Genomic DNA, 15,737 nt, shown 5'->3' with positions numbered 1-15,737 from the left:
GAGGGGTGGCCGGGTCTGATCGCGGGGTGGACGGGCGCTGGGCGGCGCGCGCGGAGATCGCCGAGCGCGCGGTGCGCGAGCACTACCTGACGTCGGTGTTCGGCGTCCCCGGCGCGTTGTTGGGCTTACCGCGCCACCCGGCGACCCCGGCCGACCACGCGCGGCTGCGGTGGAACTACTGGTGGCAGGCGCACCTGCTGGATTGCCTGGTGGACGCGCAGCTGCGCGCGCCGGAGCACGCGCGGGCGCGGGTGATCGCCCGGCTCGTGCGCGGGATCCGGCTGCGCAACCTCGGCGCGTGGACCAACGCGTACTACGACGACATCGCCTGGCTCGGCCTGGCGCTGCTGCGGGCCGGTGCCGCGACCGGTCTGCCGGTGCGGCGGCCGGTGGCGGCGATCCTCGCGCGGCTGCGGTCGGGCTGGACCGAACACGCGGGCGGCGGCATCTGGTGGCGGCGCGGCGACCTGTTCAAGAACGTCCCCGCGAACGGACCCGCCGCGATCCTGTTCGCCCGCACCGGCGCGGCGGACCGCGCGGCCGCCGCTCTGGAGTGGATGGACCGGACGCTGCTCGACGCGCGCACCGGGTTGCTGTGGGACGGCGTGCACCTGCGTCCCGACGGCTCGGTGCGGGAGCGCGTCGAGATCGTTTACACGTACTGCCAAGGCGTGTTCCTCGGCGCCTGCGTCGAACTGTCCACATCGGACTTGGCGGCCCGGACCATTCGCGCGGTGGACGAGTACGTCGCGGTCGGCGGGGTGCTGCCGGGGCAGGGCGGCGGTGACGGCGGGCTGTTCGCGGGCATTCTCGCCCGCTACCTCGCCCAGTCCGCGCTGCGGCTGCCGGACGCGGAGGGCGAGCGGGCCCGCGCCCTGGTGTTCGACTCCGCCGAAGCGGCCTGGCAGCACCGGACGGCGACCGCAGCGGGCCCCGTCTTCGGCGCGGATTGGACCCACCGGTCACCGCAGGATCCACGGCTCAACGGCGATCTGTCGGTCCAGTTGTCCGGCTGGATGGTGATCGAGGCGGCGGCTCTCCTGGAACGTGCCAGCATGACCGTATGACTGTGCTCATCGTGACCGGCGCCGCCCGCGGCATCGGAGCCGCCATCAGCCGCCGCGCCGCCCGGGACGGGTTCGACGTGGTGGTCAACTACCACCGGGACCGCGCCGCCGCCGAAGCGGTGGTGGCCGACGTCGAGGCCCAGGGCAGGCGCGCGGTGGCGGTGCGCGCCGACGTGGCCGCCGAGGACGAGGTGGCGGCCCTGTTCGCGCGCGCAGACGAGATGGGCCCGCTGGGTGCCGTGGTGGCCAACGCGGGCGTCACCGGCGACGTGCTCGGCAGGCTCGACCAGCAGACCGCCGCCACCGTCCGCCGCGTCATGGACGTCAACGTCACGGGTGTCTTCCTGTGCATGCGCGAAGCCGTCCACCGCCTCTCCACCACCCACGGCGGCGCAGGCGGCTCGATCGTCGCGATCTCCAGCACCGCCGCCCACCGCGGCTCCCCCGGCGAATGGGTGCACTACGCGGCCAGCAAGGCCGCCGTGGAGACCATGGTCCGCGGCCTGGCCCTGGAGGTCGGCGGCGAAGGCATCCGCGTCAACGCCGTCGCCCCCGGCACCACCAACTCCGACCTGCACGCCGCCGCGGGCGCCCCGGACCGCCCCCAGCGCGTCGCCGCCCGCATCCCCCTCGGCCGCCCCGGCGAACCCGAGGAGATCGCCGAAGGCGTCGCCTGGCTCCTCTCCCCCGCCGCCTCCTTCGTCACCGGCGCCATCCTCCCCATCTCCGGCGGCTTCTGAGCGGGGTCGCCCAGTTGGCCGCAGGTCGGGCCGGGGGCGTGTGATTCCCCACGATCGTGGGTACCTCGCGGCCACTGAACCGCGAACCGCCTGAGTCCCCACGGGGAAAGGAGTGTCGGCGATGCCCGACGACCTCGGCATGACCAGCAACCTCGACGTCGCCGTCACGGAGGACCAGCGGGCCCGCGCGGCCCGGGTGGTGGCGGCCACCGCAGCCGACGCGGGTGAGTGCGCGGAATTGCTCGCGATGCTCGGCCTCACACCGGAAGTCGGTCTCCGCAAGCAGCATTCCCGCGCGGCCTGATGTGTAGCGGCGGACTTACCGGGTAGTCGATGGGGGACAGACAACGTCCACGAAGGGAGCATGATCGCGTTGAGCACGATCACCGAGTCCGTCGACGTGGCCGTCCCGGTGTCCACCGCGTACAACCAGTGGACGCAGTTCGAGTCCTTCCCGCACTTCATGGAGGGCGTCGAGCGGATCAGCCAGACCGACGACCGGCACACGCACTGGGTGACGAAGATCGGTGGCAGCACGCGGGAGTTCGACGCCACCATCACCGAGCAGATCCCCGACGAGCGGGTGGCCTGGCGGTCGGATTCCGGCCCGGACCACGCGGGGGTGATCACCTTCCACCGCCTCAACGAGCGGGAGACCCGGGTGACCGCCCAGATGGAGATCGATCCGGAGGGTTTCGCGGAGAACGTCGCCGACAAGCTCGGCATCATCGACCGCCGGGTCAAGGGCGACATGAAGCGCTTCAAGGAGTTCATCGAGCGGCGCGGCGGTCAGGAGACCGGCGCCTGGCGCGGTGAAGTCAGTGCCCCGGGGCAGGTTCCCCCCACCTGACCCCGGTCAGAACCACGGCCCCCGGCGCACCCCGCCGGGGGCCGTGTCGTGGGGAAACCCTTCAGCAGCCGCAGGAACCGCGGTGGACGAGGGTCGGGGCGAGCAGCACGGTCTCGGGTGCGCGGTCCCGATCGGACAGTCGGGCCAGCAGCAGCCGGATCGCCGTGCGGCCGATCTCGTCGACCGGGTGGGCCATCGTGGTGATGCCCGGGGTCACCAGTTCCGCCCAGTCCACCTCGTCGTGCCCGGCGATGGACATTCCGGGGTCCTTGCCGATCTCCAGACCGTGCGCGCGGGCCTCGCGGTAGGCGCCCGCGGTCATCGCGCCGTTGCCGGTGATCACGGCGGTGGGCCGTTCCGGGACGGTCAGCAGCCTGCGCATCGCCAGCACGCCGTCCTCGTGCGTCGCCCCGCCGCCCGCGACCAGGTTCGAGTCCCAGCGCAGTCCCGCGCGGCCCAGGCCGAGCCGGTAACCGAGGGTGCGCTCCTCGCTGGCGCTCATCCACTCGACGCCGCTGATGAACCCGATCCTGCGGTGCCCGGCGGCGGCCAGGTGCTGCACCAGCGCGGAGGTCGACTGGATGTTCTCCGGCCCCACCTGGTCCAGCTTGATCTTGTGCGAGACCCGGTCCACCAGCACCGCGGGGACGCCGGTGCGGGCCAGCTGCTCCAGCGTCGCGGCGTCGCCGGGGGCCGGGGTCAGCAGCATGCCGTCCACCCGGCGGGCCTGCAGCTTGCGCACGGCCGCGCGCTCGCCGTCCTCGGTGTCGAGGGTGTCGCCGAGCAGCACGGTGTACCCGGCGGCGCTGGCCTCGGCCTCGATCGCGTGGATGAGCTGCGCCAGGTGCGGGTTGGCCAGCAGCGACATGGCCACGCCGATGGACTTGGTGCCGCCGGTGACCAGGGAGCGCGCGATGGCGTTGCCGGTGTATCCGGTCGACTCGATCGCCGCCTGCACCCGGTCGCGGGTCGCCGCGGCCACCGGTCTGGTCTCGTTCACCACGTGCGAGACGGTGCTGATCGACACCCCGGCCAGCCGGGCGACGTCCTCCATAGTGGCCACTGACGTGTTCCGCTCCACCTCGTCTGGCAAACGCTTGCGCCAGACCCTACATACCCCGGGAGGCACCCCTTGAACCGGGCGGTCACCTTCGCTGACCTGCGTGATCGAGCCGTGACCATGGCCGCGGCGGGTGGGCGCCGGATCCTCGGAATCTGCGGGGCGCCGGGCGTCGGGAAGACGACCTTAGCGGCCCGACTGGTGGACGCGCTCGGTGAGCGCGCGCGGCTCGTCGGCATGGACGGCTTCCACCTCGCGCACGCCGAGCTGGCGCGCCTCGGCCGGGTCGACCGCAAGGGCGCGCCGGACACCTTCGACGCTGACGGCTACGCCAACCTCCTGCACCGGCTGCGCGCCAACACCGACCCGGTCGTCTACGCCCCGGAGTTCCGCCGCGAGGTCGAGGAGCCCATCGCGGGCGCCGTCGCCGTCGGGTGTGACGTTCCCCTCGTGGTCACCGAGGGCAACTACCTCCTGCTCTGGCCGCGGGTCCGGCCGCTGCTCGACGAGGTCTGGTTCCTCGACCCCGGCGACGAGCTCCGCCGCGCGCGGCTCCTAGCTCGCCATATGGCCTACGGGCGGACCCGGGAGCAGGCCGCCGAGCGCACCGGCGGCTCGGACGAGCGCAACGCCGAACTGGTGGCGACGACCGCGGCAACGGCGGACCTCGTGCTCCGGAAGATCGAATGACCGCCGCCACACCCGTCTCCGGGCTGGGGCACTATGGCGGACGGCCCGCCCCCGAACGGGCCAAGGAAGGACGGTTCCGCAGATGCCCGCGTTGACCGGCGTCCACCACGTCGCCCTGACCGTGACCGATGTCGACCGCAGCGTGCCCTGGTACGAGCGCGTGCTCGGGTTCACCGTGGCGGGTCGCGCCGATGAGGGCGAGCACGGCCTGCGCAAGGTGTTCCTGCGCGGGTTCGGCATCACCCTCACCCTGGTCCAGCACCCCGGCGCCGCCCGCTCCGCGTTCGACGAGTGCAGACCCGGGCTGGACCACCTGACCTTCTCCGTGCCGGACGAGGCCACCCTGCGCACCTGGACCGACCGGCTCACCGAGCACGGCGTCACGTTCTCGCCGATCAGCGAGGAGATCTCCGCCCCCGGCACGGCCGTGGTGGTGCTGCGCGACCCGGACGGCATCCAGCTCGTGCTGTGGGCGCCCCCGGCCAGGTGACCGGCTACTCGGTGACCGAGACGGTGTCGACCGGCTTGCGCATCTCCTGCCGGTAGCGCCAGATCCCCCACGCGGTGCCACCCACGAAGAACGCGATGCTGCCGATCACGGCGGCCGTCTGCAGCCACGGCAGCGAGTCGAGCAGGCCCGCCGCGTAGTAGCCCAGCAGCACCAGCGTGGGCACCCAGGCAAGCCCGCCGACCGTGGTGGCCAGCGCGAACCGGCGGGCGTCCATCTTCGCCGCCCCCGCGACCAGCGGCGCCAGCGTGCGGATCCACGGGATCCAGCGGGCCACCACGATCGCGAAGAAGCCCCGCCGGTCCAGGAAGTCCCTGGCCTTGTCCAGGTTCTGCTGGCTGAGCACCCGCCCGCCGACCCTGGTGATGATCGCGTGGCCGGTCTTGGCGCCGATGTAGTAGCCCAGCTGGTTGCCCGCCACCGCCACCACCGTCGCGGACAGCGACAGCCACCACGCCTGGTGCTCGTGCCCGTGTTGGGCCAGCACCACGCCCGCGGCGAACAGCAGCGAATCACCGGGCAGGAACAAGCCCACGATGAACGCGCACTCGGCGAACACGAAACCGAGCGTGATGGCCCACACCAGGAGTGGACCAGCGGATTCGAGCACGCCGAGAGCGGTGGTCACGGCCGTAGGGTACGTGCCGCGCGTGGTCATGCGCAGACGAACCACACCCTGTTCACTGGAACATGGCCGAGGCTTCGCCTCGGCGGCGAGGTCGCCTTTCAGCCGATTTCTTCCCTCCCGATCCACTCGGCCCGAGGGGCCGAGCGAATCGCTCAGTCCAGAAACCGGCGCGATCTCGCGGGGGTTCCCCCGAAGGTGGGTACTTGTGGACTGCGGGAACTCGGTGCGGTGGGGCGCCGTTCGCAAGGGTGTGATGCTGAGTGCGGAGGGGCTGGGTGTCCTGCTCGACGCCGAGCGGTGGTTGTTCCGCGAGCTGGACTTGGCGGTACCCGCGGGCAGTTGCCTGGCGCTGGTCGGACCGAACGGCGCGGGCAAGTCCACTTTGCTGCGTTGCCTTTACGGCACCCAGGACGCGACCGAGGGCACGCTCCGGGTCGACGGTCAGAAGCCGGACGAGCGGTCGGCGCCGTTCCGGCGGTCGGTGTCGGTGCTGATGGACGACTCCGCCCTGTTCGACGAGTACACCCCGCGCCAGCACTTCGAGATGCTGGGCGTCGAGGAACCGGAGCACGGTCTGCCGGAGGTGCCCGCGCGCGGCCTGTCCGCCGGGCAGCGCCGCCGGTTGCTGCTGCTCGGCGCCTTCACCCGCGAGCACCGGGTGCTGCTGCTGGACGAGCCGGAGCGCGCGGTCGACGCGGCGGGCCGCGAGTGGCTGGCCGGGCTGATCAACGACACCAAGGGCCGCGGTTCGACGGTCGTGCTCGCGAGCCACTTCTCGCCGCTGGTCGACGCGGTCGCCGACTACGTCGTGGAGTTGGTCCCGTGACCGTGTGGACGGAGCGGGTGAAGCCCGCGCTGTCGCGGCTCGGCGACTGGCTCATCGGGATCTTCGTGGTGGCGGGCCTGCTGACCATGCCGTTCGTGAAGCCGGGCGAGGTGCGGGCCAAGTTCGTCGGCGACCACCCGCTGCCCCCGGAACCCGCGTTGGCGCTGTTGCTGCTAGCGCTGGCCATCGCCACCTTCTCGCTGCTGCGCCGCCACCACGTCTGGGTGAACCCGGCCCGGCTGACCTGGGACTACGCGGGCGACCGGGACCGAGAGGTGCGGCGGCGGCTGCACCTGGGGCTGCTGAGCCGCTTCGCCGTGGTGGGCTACCTGTTCGTCGCGAGCGGGGTGGTGCTCGGCTGGCCGGACCTGCCGCTCTCCGGGGCGCTGACCGTCGCGGCCGGGTTCTACGCGGTGCGCTGGGCGTCGCGCTCGAGCGTGTGGGTCGCGTTGGCTGGCCCGTTCCTGCTGGCGCTGGCCGGTGTCCTGCTGGCGGGTCAGGCGCTGACCGGGACGACCGCGCTGTGGGTGGTCGTCGGGGTGCTGGTGGTGGCCGGTCTGGTGCCGCGCCGCGAGGCGGTGCGGCGCGAGGAACTGGTGCGCGGGTGGCACGCGCGGGTGCTGCGGTCGGTGTCGGCGGCTTTCGGCGACGCGCTGGCGTTGTTGCCCACCGCGCGCCCGGTGCCGATGCGGCTGCGCGGGGTGCCGCGGTTCGTGGTCGCGGGGATCGCCGCGCGCCGGGCCGCGCTGCCGCTGGCCGGGCTGCTGGTGCTGGCGATCCCGGTGCTGCACACGATCTTCCCGGTGGTCGACCCGGTGTGGTGGACGGCGGCGGGCGCGTACTTCGTGCTGGTGCCGCTGATCGGCGGGCTGGCCGAGATCACCACGGGCTCGGGTCTGCGCCGGTGGTTGCCCGCCGACGACCGGGAGCTCAAGTACACCGCCATCGCCGTGCTGCTGGTGGTCGCGCTGGTCTGGATCGGCGCCACTGTCCTCTTCGGACTGCCGGTCAGACCCGCGACACCCCTGGCCGCGCTGCTGGCCGCCTGGTCGGCGGTGCGCACGGTGACCAGGCCCCAGATCGACTACACCCCGCCGGCGTCGGTGGACGCGGGCGGGGTGTACCTACCGGTCGGCTTGCTCACGCAGGTGCTGCGCGGGCCGGACCTGCTGGTCGTCGGCTCGGTCGTGCTGGCGGCCTACTTCCACTCGTCGTAGCCGAGCTGCACGTCGCGCACGCCGTCCTCGCCGCGGCCCAACCGCACCTGGTGGGCCGACGGCGAGTACCCGCTGGCGATCACCGTGTAGTTGCCCTCGGCGAGGTCGTCGACGCTGTAGCGGCCCGCCGCGTCGGTGGTGGTCACGGCCACCACCTCGCCCGCGCCGTTGAGCACGGTGATCCGCGCGTCGGCCACCGCCGTGCCCGCCGCGGTGCGCGCGATACCGCTGAGCGCGGCGCCGCCGAGCAGTTCGACGTCCTGGCGCAGCGGGCCGCTCTCGGGCACCCGCACCTGCACGGCCGTGGGCTGGAAGTCCTGGGCGCGGGCGACCAGGGTGTACTCGCCCGTCCGGGTGCCGACGAACCGGTAGCTGCCGTCGGAGGCGGTCGCCTGCGACTCCACCACCTCGCCGCGCGCGTCGGTGAGCGTCACCTGCGCGGCGCCGAGCGCGGTGTGGCCGTCGGCGGTCATCACGAACCCGTGCACGACCGTCGCGCCGGCCAGTACGACGTCCACGGTGGACTCTCCGGGGCGGACCTTGACGTTGGTGGCCCGGGGCTGGTGCTCGGGGGCGGAGGCGAGCAGCACGTACGCGCCGGGCGCGGGCGCGTCGAGCAGGAACTCGCCGGAGCTGTCCGAGCCGACCCGGCCGACCTGCCTGCCGTCCGCGTCGATCAGGGTCAGCGCGGCACCCGGCACCGCGGCGCCGTCCCGGCGGCGCACCTGGCCGCGCAGTCCGCTGAGGTCGCCGCGCAGCGCGTGCGGCTCCACCGCGCGGTGGCCGTTGCCGTTGGTGGCCGGGTCCCCGCCCGGCTTGTCGTCCACAGTGGTCTCGCCGGCGGTCTCGGCGGTCTCCGGGGTCTCGCCCGCCATGCTCGCCTTGGCGTCGTCGGAGAGCAGCGCCTCACCGCCCTCCATGACCGTCGCCGCCGAGGTGCCGGTGCGCAGCGGGATCTCCTTGATGAAGATCGACACCAGCAGCGCCAGCACCATCACGCCCGCGCCGACCAGGAACACCAGCTGGATCGACTCGACGAAACCCTGCTGGAACGGCACGGCCAGGCGCGGGTCGATCCGCTGGAGGAACGAGGAGTCCTGCAGCACGCTGCCCGCGCCGCCGCCCCCACCGTTCTGGATGGCGGCGAACACCGGCTGGTTCACGGGGTTCTCGCGCACCGCCGGGTCGGCCAGCGCGGCCTGGAACTGCGGGGAGCGCATCGCGTCGCGGAACGCCGAGCCGATGTTGTCGGCGACCGTGCTGAACATCAGCGACAGGAACACCGCGACACCGATGGTGCCACCGAGCTGGCGGAAGAACGTCACCGACGCGGTCGCCACGCCCATGTCCCGGAACGGCACCGCGTTCTGCGCCGCCACGGTCAGCGTCTGCATGCAGTTGCCCAGGCCGAGTCCGAACACGACCATGAAGACGATGGGCTGCCAGATCGGCGTGTCGATGTCGACGCCGTGGAACAGCAGCAGCCCGGTGACCAGCAGCGCCGAGCCCAGGATCGGGAAGATCTTGTAGCGACCGGTCTTGGAGGTGATCTGCCCGGACGAGATCGAGGCGATCATGATGCCGAGCATCATCGGCACCATCATCAGACCGGCCTCGGTCGGGGTGAACCCGCGCACCAGCTGGAGATACTGCGGCACCATCGTGATGCCGCCGAACATCCCGACACCGAGGATCGTGCCCGCCACGATGGTCATCGCGAAGGTGGACGTGCGGAACAGCCGCAGCGGGATCAGCGCCTCGTCCTTCATCGCCTTCTCGACGAGCAGGAACCCGATCAACCCCACGAACCCGATGGCGTAGCAGATGATCGACCGCTGCGAGTCCCAGCCCCACTCGCGGCCCTGCTCGGCGACGATCAGCAGCGGCACCACGGTGACCGACAGGAAGACCGCGCCGAAGTAGTCGATGCGGTGGTCGTGGCGCACGTGCGGCACGTTGAGCACCTTGGACACCACGATCAGCGCGATGATCCCGATCGGGACGTTCACCAGGAACACCCAGCGCCAGCCGGTGATGCCGAAGATCTCCGCCTGACCGGCGAACCAGCCGCCGATGACCGGGCCGAGCACGCTGGAGGTGCCGAACACGGCCAGGAAGTAGCCCTGGTACTTGGCCCGCTCCCGGGGCGGCACGATGTCGGCGATGATCGTCAGCGCCAGCGACATCAACCCGCCCGCGCCGAGGCCCTGGAAGGCCCGGTAGGCGGCCAGTTCGTACATCGTGGTGGCCAGGGTGCAGGCCAGTGAGCCGATGATGAACAGCGAGATCGCGGTGATGAAGAACGGCTTGCGGCCGTAGATGTCGGAGAGCTTGCCGTAGAGCGGCGTGGAGACCGTCGAGGTGATCAGGTAGGCCGTGGTGGCCCAGGCCTGCAGGCTCAGCCCGTTGAGGTCGTCGGCGATGGTCCGGATCGAGGTGCCGACGATCGTCTGGTCGAGCGCGGCCAGGAACATGCCCAGCATCAGCCCGGACATGATCACCAGGATCTGCCGGTGGGTCAGCTTCGGCCGTGGTGGCCCGGCGGGCTGCGCCTGGGTTTGCTCGGCGGTGGCGGTCATGCGTGTTCCCCTTGCCGGTGGTTGACCTGTGGGTTCGCGTCCCTCTGCGGCTGGCGGACAACAGTTGCGTAAGCCAACTGGTTGTCTGGGGCAAGCATGTTCCGCCCGCCCACCACCATGCAAGCCGGATAAATCAGGCAGCCAACTCCGTCGCGGTGGCCTCGCGGACGAATACCCCGACCCGCTGGATCGCCAACCGCCCCTCCGGGACGATCGGGAAGAAGACCGGGAACGCGTGCACCTGCCCCGGCCACACCTCCAGCTCGCAGTGCGCACCGGCCGCCACCATGGCCGCGGCCAGGCGCTCCGCGTCGCCTAAGAGGCACTCCGTGTCCCCCACCTGCACCAGGGTCGGCGGCCAGCGCCGCTTCGACCCGCGCAGCACCGCCAACCGGGGGTGGTCCACGCCGAGCGCGCCCGCGTACAGCGCGGCCACCTCGCGGGCCCGCGCGGGCGGGATGTACGGGTCGCGCCGGGCGCTGTCGCGCGCGTCGAGGTCCGCGCAGGTCAGGTCCAGGAACGGGGAGAACAGCACGGCCGCGCCCGGCATCGGCGCGCGCGCCTTGGTCAGCTCCGCGAGCAGACCGGCTACCAGGTGCCCACCGGCCGAGTCACCCGCCACGACCACGCGGCCCGGGGCGTGGCCCTGGTCGAGCAGCCAGTGGTACGCGGCGAGGGTGTCGTCGGCCGCCGCCGGGTACGGGTGCTCCGGCGCGCGGCGGTAGTCCAGCAGCAGCACCGGCAGCCCGGTGGCCTGCGACAACGCGGCGGCGAGGTGCCGGTGGGTGCGCAGCGAGCCCAGCACGAACCCGCCGCCGTGCAGGTAGAGCAGGGCCCCGGCGCGCTCGTCGGCCTCCCGTGCGGTGATCCACAGGCCGGTGACCTCGCCGTAGCCGTGCGACTGCGACACCGCGCGGATCCGCGTGCCGCGCGGCAGCGGGGTGAACCCGACCGAGTCGTACAGCTCGCGCACCGCGCGCAGCCGGGTGCCGCCGAGGACCAACCGGTCGGCCAGCGGGCGCACGCCGGTGAGCAGGAACCGCGCCAGCGCGCGGGCCTGCACGCTGGGTTCCGGCAGCTCAGCCATGGCACACCCGACCTGGTCCACCCACGGGTCCTCCAAGTGACCCCCGACACATCAACTGTAGGTCAGAGATCGCCGGATCGCCTACGGTGACAACTGTGTCGACACCCGTGTCACAACCGCTGCTCGACCGGCTCCGCGCGGCGCTCGGCGCGGACTCCGTGCTCGTCGACCCCGACGTCACCGACGGCTACCGGCGCGACATGATGCCGCTGGCCCCCGACGGCGCGCCCCAGGCCGTCGTGTTCCCGCGCAACACCGAGGAAGTGCAGGAGGTCGTGCGCACGTGCGCGGCGCACGGCGTGCCGATCGTGCCGCGCGGCGCGGGCAGCGGGCTCTCCGGCGCGGCCAACGCCACCGAGGGCTGCGTGGTGCTGGTGACCACCCGGATGAACGCGATCCTTGAGATCGACGCGGACAACCGGTTGGCGGTGGTCGAGCCCGGGGTGGTCAACCTCGACCTGCGCGGCGCCGTGGAGAAGCACGGGCTGTTCTACCCACCGGACCCGTCGAGCTACGACTGGTGCACCATCGGCGGCAACCTGTCCACCAACGCGGGCGGGCTCTGCTGCGTGAAGTACGGCGTCACCTCGGACTCGGTGCTCGGCCTGCACGTGGTGCTGGCCGACGGCGAACTGCTCAAGACCGGTCGCCGGACCGTCAAGGGCGTCGCGGGCTACGACCTCACCAAGCTCTTCGTGGGCAGCGAGGGCACCCTCGGGGTGATCACCCAGGCCACCCTCGCGCTGCGCCCGCTGCCGCAGGCACCCGCCACCACCGTCGCCGCCTTCGGCACCACCGCCGACGCGGGCACGGCGGTCACCCGGATCGTGCGCGAGGGCATCGTGCCGTCGCTCATGGAGATCATGGACGCGGCCGCGGTCGAGGCCGTGGAGACCTACCTCAAGACCGAGCTGGGCGCGGGCCGGGGCGCGGCGGCGCTGCTGATCTGCCAGTCCGACTCCGGCGGCGAGGCGGCCCGGCGGGAGCTGGCCGCGATCGAGCAGGTCTGCCTGGACTCCGGCGCCGACCTCGCCTACACCACCGACGACCCGGCCGAGGGACGGCTGCTGCTGGCCGCGCGCCGGGCCGTGCTGCCCGCGCTGGAGCTGTACGGCGCCTGGCTCACCGACGACGTCTGCGTACCGCGCACCCGCATCGCCGAGCTGATCGCCGGGTGCGCCCGGATCGGCGACGAGGTCGGCCTGCGCATCGTGGTCTGCGGGCACGCGGGCGACGGCAACATGCACCCCACGATCGTCTACGACCGCGACTCCACCGACGAGCTGGCCCGGGCCCGCCGCGCGTTCGACGACGTCCTGGGACTGGGGTTGGCGCTGGGCGGCACGATCACCGGCGAGCACGCGGTCGGCAAGGTCAAGCGGGAATGGCTCGTCCGTGAGCTCGGACCGGTCGGTCTGCGCACGCACCGTGCCATCAAGACCGCGCTGGACCCCACCAATCTGTTCAATCCGGGGTCGATGTTCGCTCTAGAGTGAGCCGTGACCGCAGTGACGACCACTGGAGGTGACGGAACGACCTCATGACACCGCCGCACGACTTCCCCCCGCCGACTTTCCCGCCACCCGACGACCGCGCCCGGCGCCCCGACTTCCCGCCGCGCCGCGACCTGCCCCGACCCGCGGGCGGCGCGCACCGGCCGCGCCACCACTCGACCGCCACCGAGGTCTGCCGCAGGCTCGCGGGCAGGCTCTCCGACGACGTGCTCAGCGTCGTGCAGTCCCAGGTCTTCGCGGGCGAGCTGGAGATCGCCCGCTCGTCGCTGCTGCTCAACCTGCAGTACGAGGGCGTGGCGATCACCGCCGAGGAAGCCGACCTCATCCGCGTCCTGCTCGACGACCCGCTCGACGCCGAACTGGCCGAGGTACCGGTGCTGGCGGCGCCACCCGCCCCGGCCTACCGGTTCAGCGCCACCGCCCCCGCCGACGCCCCCGACCCGGCGGGCGCCGACCAGGCCATCGCCGTGGAGGCCGCCCGCCTCGGTGGCCGCCGGGTGCGCCGCGCCTGGCGGGAACCGATCACCCCGAACCCGGCCGCGGTCAACCCGGCGACCTGGGTCTACCTCGTGCAGGTGCTGCCGGGGGCCGACGAGCTGCGCGCGCACAGCGCGATCAGCGCGCAGCTGTGGGTGCGCCGACAGGAGAAGTGGCCGGTGGAGGTCCTGGTCGAGGGGGCGCCGCTGCCCCCGTACCAGGCCGCCGCGGCCACCGCCGCCCACCAGGTGTGGGCGGCCTAGAACCGGCTACGACCAGCCTCAGTGGCCCGCCGCGCCCGCTTCGCGCTTGCGCTCGCGGCGGGCCTTGAGCACCTCGAAGATGATCGGCACCACCGAGATCAGCACGATGAGGACCAGCATGGCGTCGAGGTTGTCGTGGATGAACTTGACCTGGCCGAGGAAGTAGCCCAGCACGGTCACGCCGCTGGCCCACAACACGGCGCCGATGGCCGAGTAGGTGAAGAACTTGCGCTTGTCCATCGCGCCGACGCCCGCGACCGCGGTGATGAAGGTCCGCACGATCGGCACGAACCGGGCCAGCACGATCGCCCGGGGGCCGTACTTCTCGAAGAACGCGTGCGTCTTGACCACGTGCTCCTGCTTGAACAGCTTCGAGTTCGGCTTGTTGAACAGCGCCGGACCGACCTTGTTCCCGATGTAGTAGCCGACGATGTTGCCGACGAACGCGCAGACTGTGAGCAGCGCGCACATCAGCCACAGCGGCGTCGAGATCTTGTCGGTGGCCACGAACAGGCCCGCCGTGAACAGCAGCGAGTCGCCCGGCAGGAAGAAGCCGAGCAGCAGGCCGCACTCCGCGAAGATGATCAGGCAGAGGATCGGCAGCAGGTACGGCCCGAGGTTGCTCAGGATGTACTCGGGCGAGAGCCACTCCGGCAGCAGTGCCAGGTTCACGGGGAGGTCGGCGCGCACCCGGTCAAGGTACAGGTGCCTGCTGTGACCCTCCTGTGCCGGGTTTGCCCAGTACCGGGGCTCACCGGATCAACGTGAGGAATCCGACCAGCGACCCGGCGGCGAGGCCGAGCATCAGCGCCAGGACCAGCACCCACCACACCCGGGGCGGCAGGTCCTGGTCCGCGGTCGCGGCGTCGTCGGGGTCCGTGGTGTGCACCGTGGCGTTGGGGCCGCTGCCCGAGCCGGGGCTCGGCGCCGCCGGGGTCCGGGTGGTCGGCGGCTCGCCGACCACGTCGCGGGTCGAGGGCAGCGGCGTCCGGGCGGCCTGCGCTCGCAGTGCGTCGGCGAGCAGGCGCTCCGGGTCGGCCGCGGTCATGCGGGGACGTTAGCCCACCCAGGCACCCCGGCGCATGACCGCGCCGACCTGCAGGCCCGAGTCGAGCAGCACGAGGTCGGCGGCCAGGCCCTTGGCCAGCTTGCCGGTGGTCTCCGCGAGGCCGAGCAGCGCGGCCGGTCTGGTCGAGGTGGCGGCGACCGCCTCGGACACCGACAGCCCGCAGCCGTGCACCAGGTTGCGGAAGGCGGTGTCCATGGTCAGCGAGCTGCCCGCGAGCGCGCCGCCGTCGGCCAGGGTCGGCACGCCGTCGCGCACCTCGACCTCCAGGCCGCCGATGTCGTAGGCGCCGTCGCCCGCGCCCGCCGCCGCGATGGCGTCGGTGACCAGCACGGTCCGGCCCAGGCCCGCGTGCTTGGCGGCGAGCCGGACGATGGTGGGGCTCAGGTGCACCAGGTCGCAGATCAGCTCGACGGTGATCCGCTCGTCACCGAGCAGCGCGCCGATCGGGCCGGGCTCGCGGTGGTGCAGCGGGCGCATGCCGTTGAACAGGTGGGTGGCGACCGTGGCCCCCGCGTCGACCGCGGGCATGACCTGGGCCTCGGTGGCGTCGGTGTGGCCGATCGCGGCGATCGACCCGCCGTCGACGAGCCTGCGCACGGCGTCGACCGAGTGCTCCAGCTCCGGTGCCAGGGTGACCATCCGGACCGCGCCGCGGCCCGCGCGCAGCAGCGTCTCGACCGAGTCGCGGTCGGGGGCGCGCAGGATGGCCGGGTCGTGGGCGCCGCAGCGGGCGGCGGAGAGGAACGGGCCTTCCAGGTGGACACCGGCGAGGATGCCGTCGTCGACCAGCTCGCGCAGCGCGGAGATCTGGTCGGCCAGCTCCGGCACCGGGCGGGAGACCAGGCTGGCCAGCATGGTCGTGGTGCCGCGCAGGGCGTGGGTGTGCGCGGCGACCCGGGCCCGCGCCGGGTCGGTCGTCATGAACGGCTCGCCGCCGCCGCCGTGGCAGTGGATGTCGACGAAGCCCGGTACGACCCACTGGCCCGTGGCGTCCACGGTCTCGTCGGCACGGGGACGCTCACCGGTGCCGAGAGCCGAGATGTAGCCGTCTTCGACGAGCAGCCAGCCGTCGTCAACCACGCCGTCCGCGGTGACGAGTGTGCCCCCTGCGATGAGCCGTCCTGCCATTTGTTGGTCCTCCGAGCGTCCGTGCACGCGACAG

Annotated in this window: 17 protein-coding genes; 10 read left to right on the top strand and 7 right to left on the bottom strand. The window is 72.5% G+C overall.

Going from position 1 to position 15,737, the window contains the following annotated elements; all coding sequences use genetic code 11:
* Nucleotides 1-5 precede the first annotated feature (5 nt).
* From CLV40_RS13490 to CLV40_RS13475, 4 genes are all read left to right on the top strand, one after another.
* Nucleotides 6-1,067 (top strand): glycoside hydrolase family 76 protein, encoded by a 1,062-nt coding sequence (locus CLV40_RS13490; RefSeq protein ID WP_245931270.1) that lies wholly within the window; start codon nt 6-8, stop codon nt 1,065-1,067.
* On the top strand, nt 1,064-1,807 hold the full coding sequence (locus CLV40_RS13485; RefSeq protein ID WP_104479221.1) for an SDR family oxidoreductase: 744 nt from the start codon (nt 1,064-1,066) through the stop codon (nt 1,805-1,807). Before CLV40_RS13490 ends, CLV40_RS13485 begins: the two co-directional genes overlap by 4 nt.
* Before the next feature lie 121 nt (nt 1,808-1,928).
* Complete coding sequence (locus CLV40_RS13480) at nt 1,929-2,111, top strand: hypothetical protein (RefSeq protein WP_104479220.1); 183 nt, start codon at nt 1,929-1,931, stop codon at nt 2,109-2,111.
* 69 nt (nt 2,112-2,180) lie between these two features.
* Nucleotides 2,181-2,657: an SRPBCC family protein gene (locus CLV40_RS13475; RefSeq protein WP_104479438.1), complete on the top strand. Its 477-nt coding sequence runs from the start codon at nt 2,181-2,183 to the stop codon at nt 2,655-2,657.
* Nucleotides 2,658-2,718: 61 nt separating this feature from the next.
* Here the strand turns inward: CLV40_RS13475 and CLV40_RS13470 are convergent, their stop codons facing one another.
* Nucleotides 2,719-3,711, bottom strand: a complete 993-nt coding sequence (locus CLV40_RS13470; RefSeq protein ID WP_104479219.1) for a LacI family DNA-binding transcriptional regulator — start codon at nt 3,709-3,711, stop codon at nt 2,719-2,721.
* A 78-nt stretch (nt 3,712-3,789) separates the two neighbouring features.
* On the opposite strand from CLV40_RS13470, the gene CLV40_RS13465 reads away from it, so the two are divergent.
* Complete coding sequence (locus tag CLV40_RS13465; RefSeq protein ID WP_281261661.1) at nt 3,790-4,407, top strand: nucleoside/nucleotide kinase family protein; 618 nt, start codon at nt 3,790-3,792, stop codon at nt 4,405-4,407.
* A gap of 82 nt (nt 4,408-4,489) precedes the next feature.
* Nucleotides 4,490-4,897: a VOC family protein gene (locus CLV40_RS13460; RefSeq protein ID WP_104479218.1), complete on the top strand. Its 408-nt coding sequence runs from the start codon at nt 4,490-4,492 to the stop codon at nt 4,895-4,897.
* A gap of 4 nt (nt 4,898-4,901) precedes the next feature.
* Here CLV40_RS13460 and CLV40_RS13455 read toward each other — a convergent pair whose 3' ends face one another.
* On the bottom strand, nt 4,902-5,573 hold the full coding sequence (locus tag CLV40_RS13455) for a DedA family protein (protein WP_104479217.1): 672 nt from the start codon (nt 5,571-5,573) through the stop codon (nt 4,902-4,904).
* Between the two features lie 223 nt (nt 5,574-5,796).
* On the opposite strand from CLV40_RS13455, the gene CLV40_RS13450 reads away from it, so the two are divergent.
* Both CLV40_RS13450 and CLV40_RS13445 read left to right on the top strand, forming a co-directional pair.
* Nucleotides 5,797-6,369, top strand: a complete 573-nt coding sequence (locus CLV40_RS13450) for an ABC transporter ATP-binding protein (RefSeq protein ID WP_104479436.1) — start codon at nt 5,797-5,799, stop codon at nt 6,367-6,369.
* On the top strand, nt 6,366-7,586 hold the full coding sequence (locus CLV40_RS13445) for a DUF6297 family protein (protein ID WP_104479216.1): 1,221 nt from the start codon (nt 6,366-6,368) through the stop codon (nt 7,584-7,586). The genes CLV40_RS13450 and CLV40_RS13445 overlap by 4 nt, the downstream gene beginning before the upstream one ends.
* Here the strand turns inward: CLV40_RS13445 and CLV40_RS13440 are convergent.
* Together CLV40_RS13440 and CLV40_RS13435 are read right to left on the bottom strand one after the other, a co-directional pair.
* Nucleotides 7,568-10,165 (bottom strand): MFS transporter, encoded by a 2,598-nt coding sequence (locus CLV40_RS13440; RefSeq protein WP_104479215.1) that lies wholly within the window; start codon nt 10,163-10,165, stop codon nt 7,568-7,570. The genes CLV40_RS13445 and CLV40_RS13440 overlap by 19 nt on opposite strands.
* A 133-nt stretch (nt 10,166-10,298) precedes the next feature.
* A complete protein-coding gene (locus CLV40_RS13435) occupies nt 10,299-11,252 on the bottom strand; it encodes an alpha/beta hydrolase (RefSeq protein WP_104479214.1) in 954 nt (317 codons plus the stop codon).
* Between the two features lie 95 nt (nt 11,253-11,347).
* Here CLV40_RS13435 and CLV40_RS13430 point away from each other — a divergent pair, with 95 nt between their 5' ends.
* The gene (locus tag CLV40_RS13430; protein ID WP_245931269.1) at nt 11,348-12,748 is read left to right on the top strand and encodes an FAD-binding oxidoreductase; all 1,401 of its coding nucleotides are present in this window, start codon (nt 11,348-11,350) and stop codon (nt 12,746-12,748) included.
* 44 nt (nt 12,749-12,792) lie between these two features.
* Nucleotides 12,793-13,506, top strand: a complete 714-nt coding sequence (locus CLV40_RS13425; protein WP_245931268.1) for a hypothetical protein — start codon at nt 12,793-12,795, stop codon at nt 13,504-13,506.
* An 18-nt stretch (nt 13,507-13,524) separates the two neighbouring features.
* On the opposite strand, the gene CLV40_RS13420 is transcribed toward CLV40_RS13425, so the two are convergent.
* The 3 genes from CLV40_RS13420 to nagA all read right to left on the bottom strand — a co-directional run bounded on the left by CLV40_RS13420 (nt 13,525) and on the right by nagA (nt 15,703).
* The gene (locus CLV40_RS13420; RefSeq protein ID WP_104479212.1) at nt 13,525-14,196 is read right to left on the bottom strand and encodes a DedA family protein; all 672 of its coding nucleotides are present in this window, start codon (nt 14,194-14,196) and stop codon (nt 13,525-13,527) included.
* A 61-nt stretch (nt 14,197-14,257) separates the two neighbouring features.
* Nucleotides 14,258-14,554 (bottom strand): hypothetical protein, encoded by a 297-nt coding sequence (locus CLV40_RS13415; RefSeq protein ID WP_104479211.1) that lies wholly within the window; start codon nt 14,552-14,554, stop codon nt 14,258-14,260.
* A 9-nt stretch (nt 14,555-14,563) separates the two neighbouring features.
* A complete protein-coding gene (gene nagA / locus CLV40_RS13410; protein WP_104479210.1) occupies nt 14,564-15,703 on the bottom strand; it encodes an N-acetylglucosamine-6-phosphate deacetylase in 1,140 nt (379 codons plus the stop codon).
* Between the last annotated feature and the right edge of the window lie 34 nt (nt 15,704-15,737).

Source organism: Actinokineospora auranticolor (assembly GCF_002934265.1).
Classification (GTDB): domain Bacteria; phylum Actinomycetota; class Actinomycetes; order Mycobacteriales; family Pseudonocardiaceae; genus Actinokineospora; species Actinokineospora auranticolor.
Note: the sequence above shows the minus strand (reverse complement) of the source record. Positions and strands in the feature narration are given on the sequence as shown.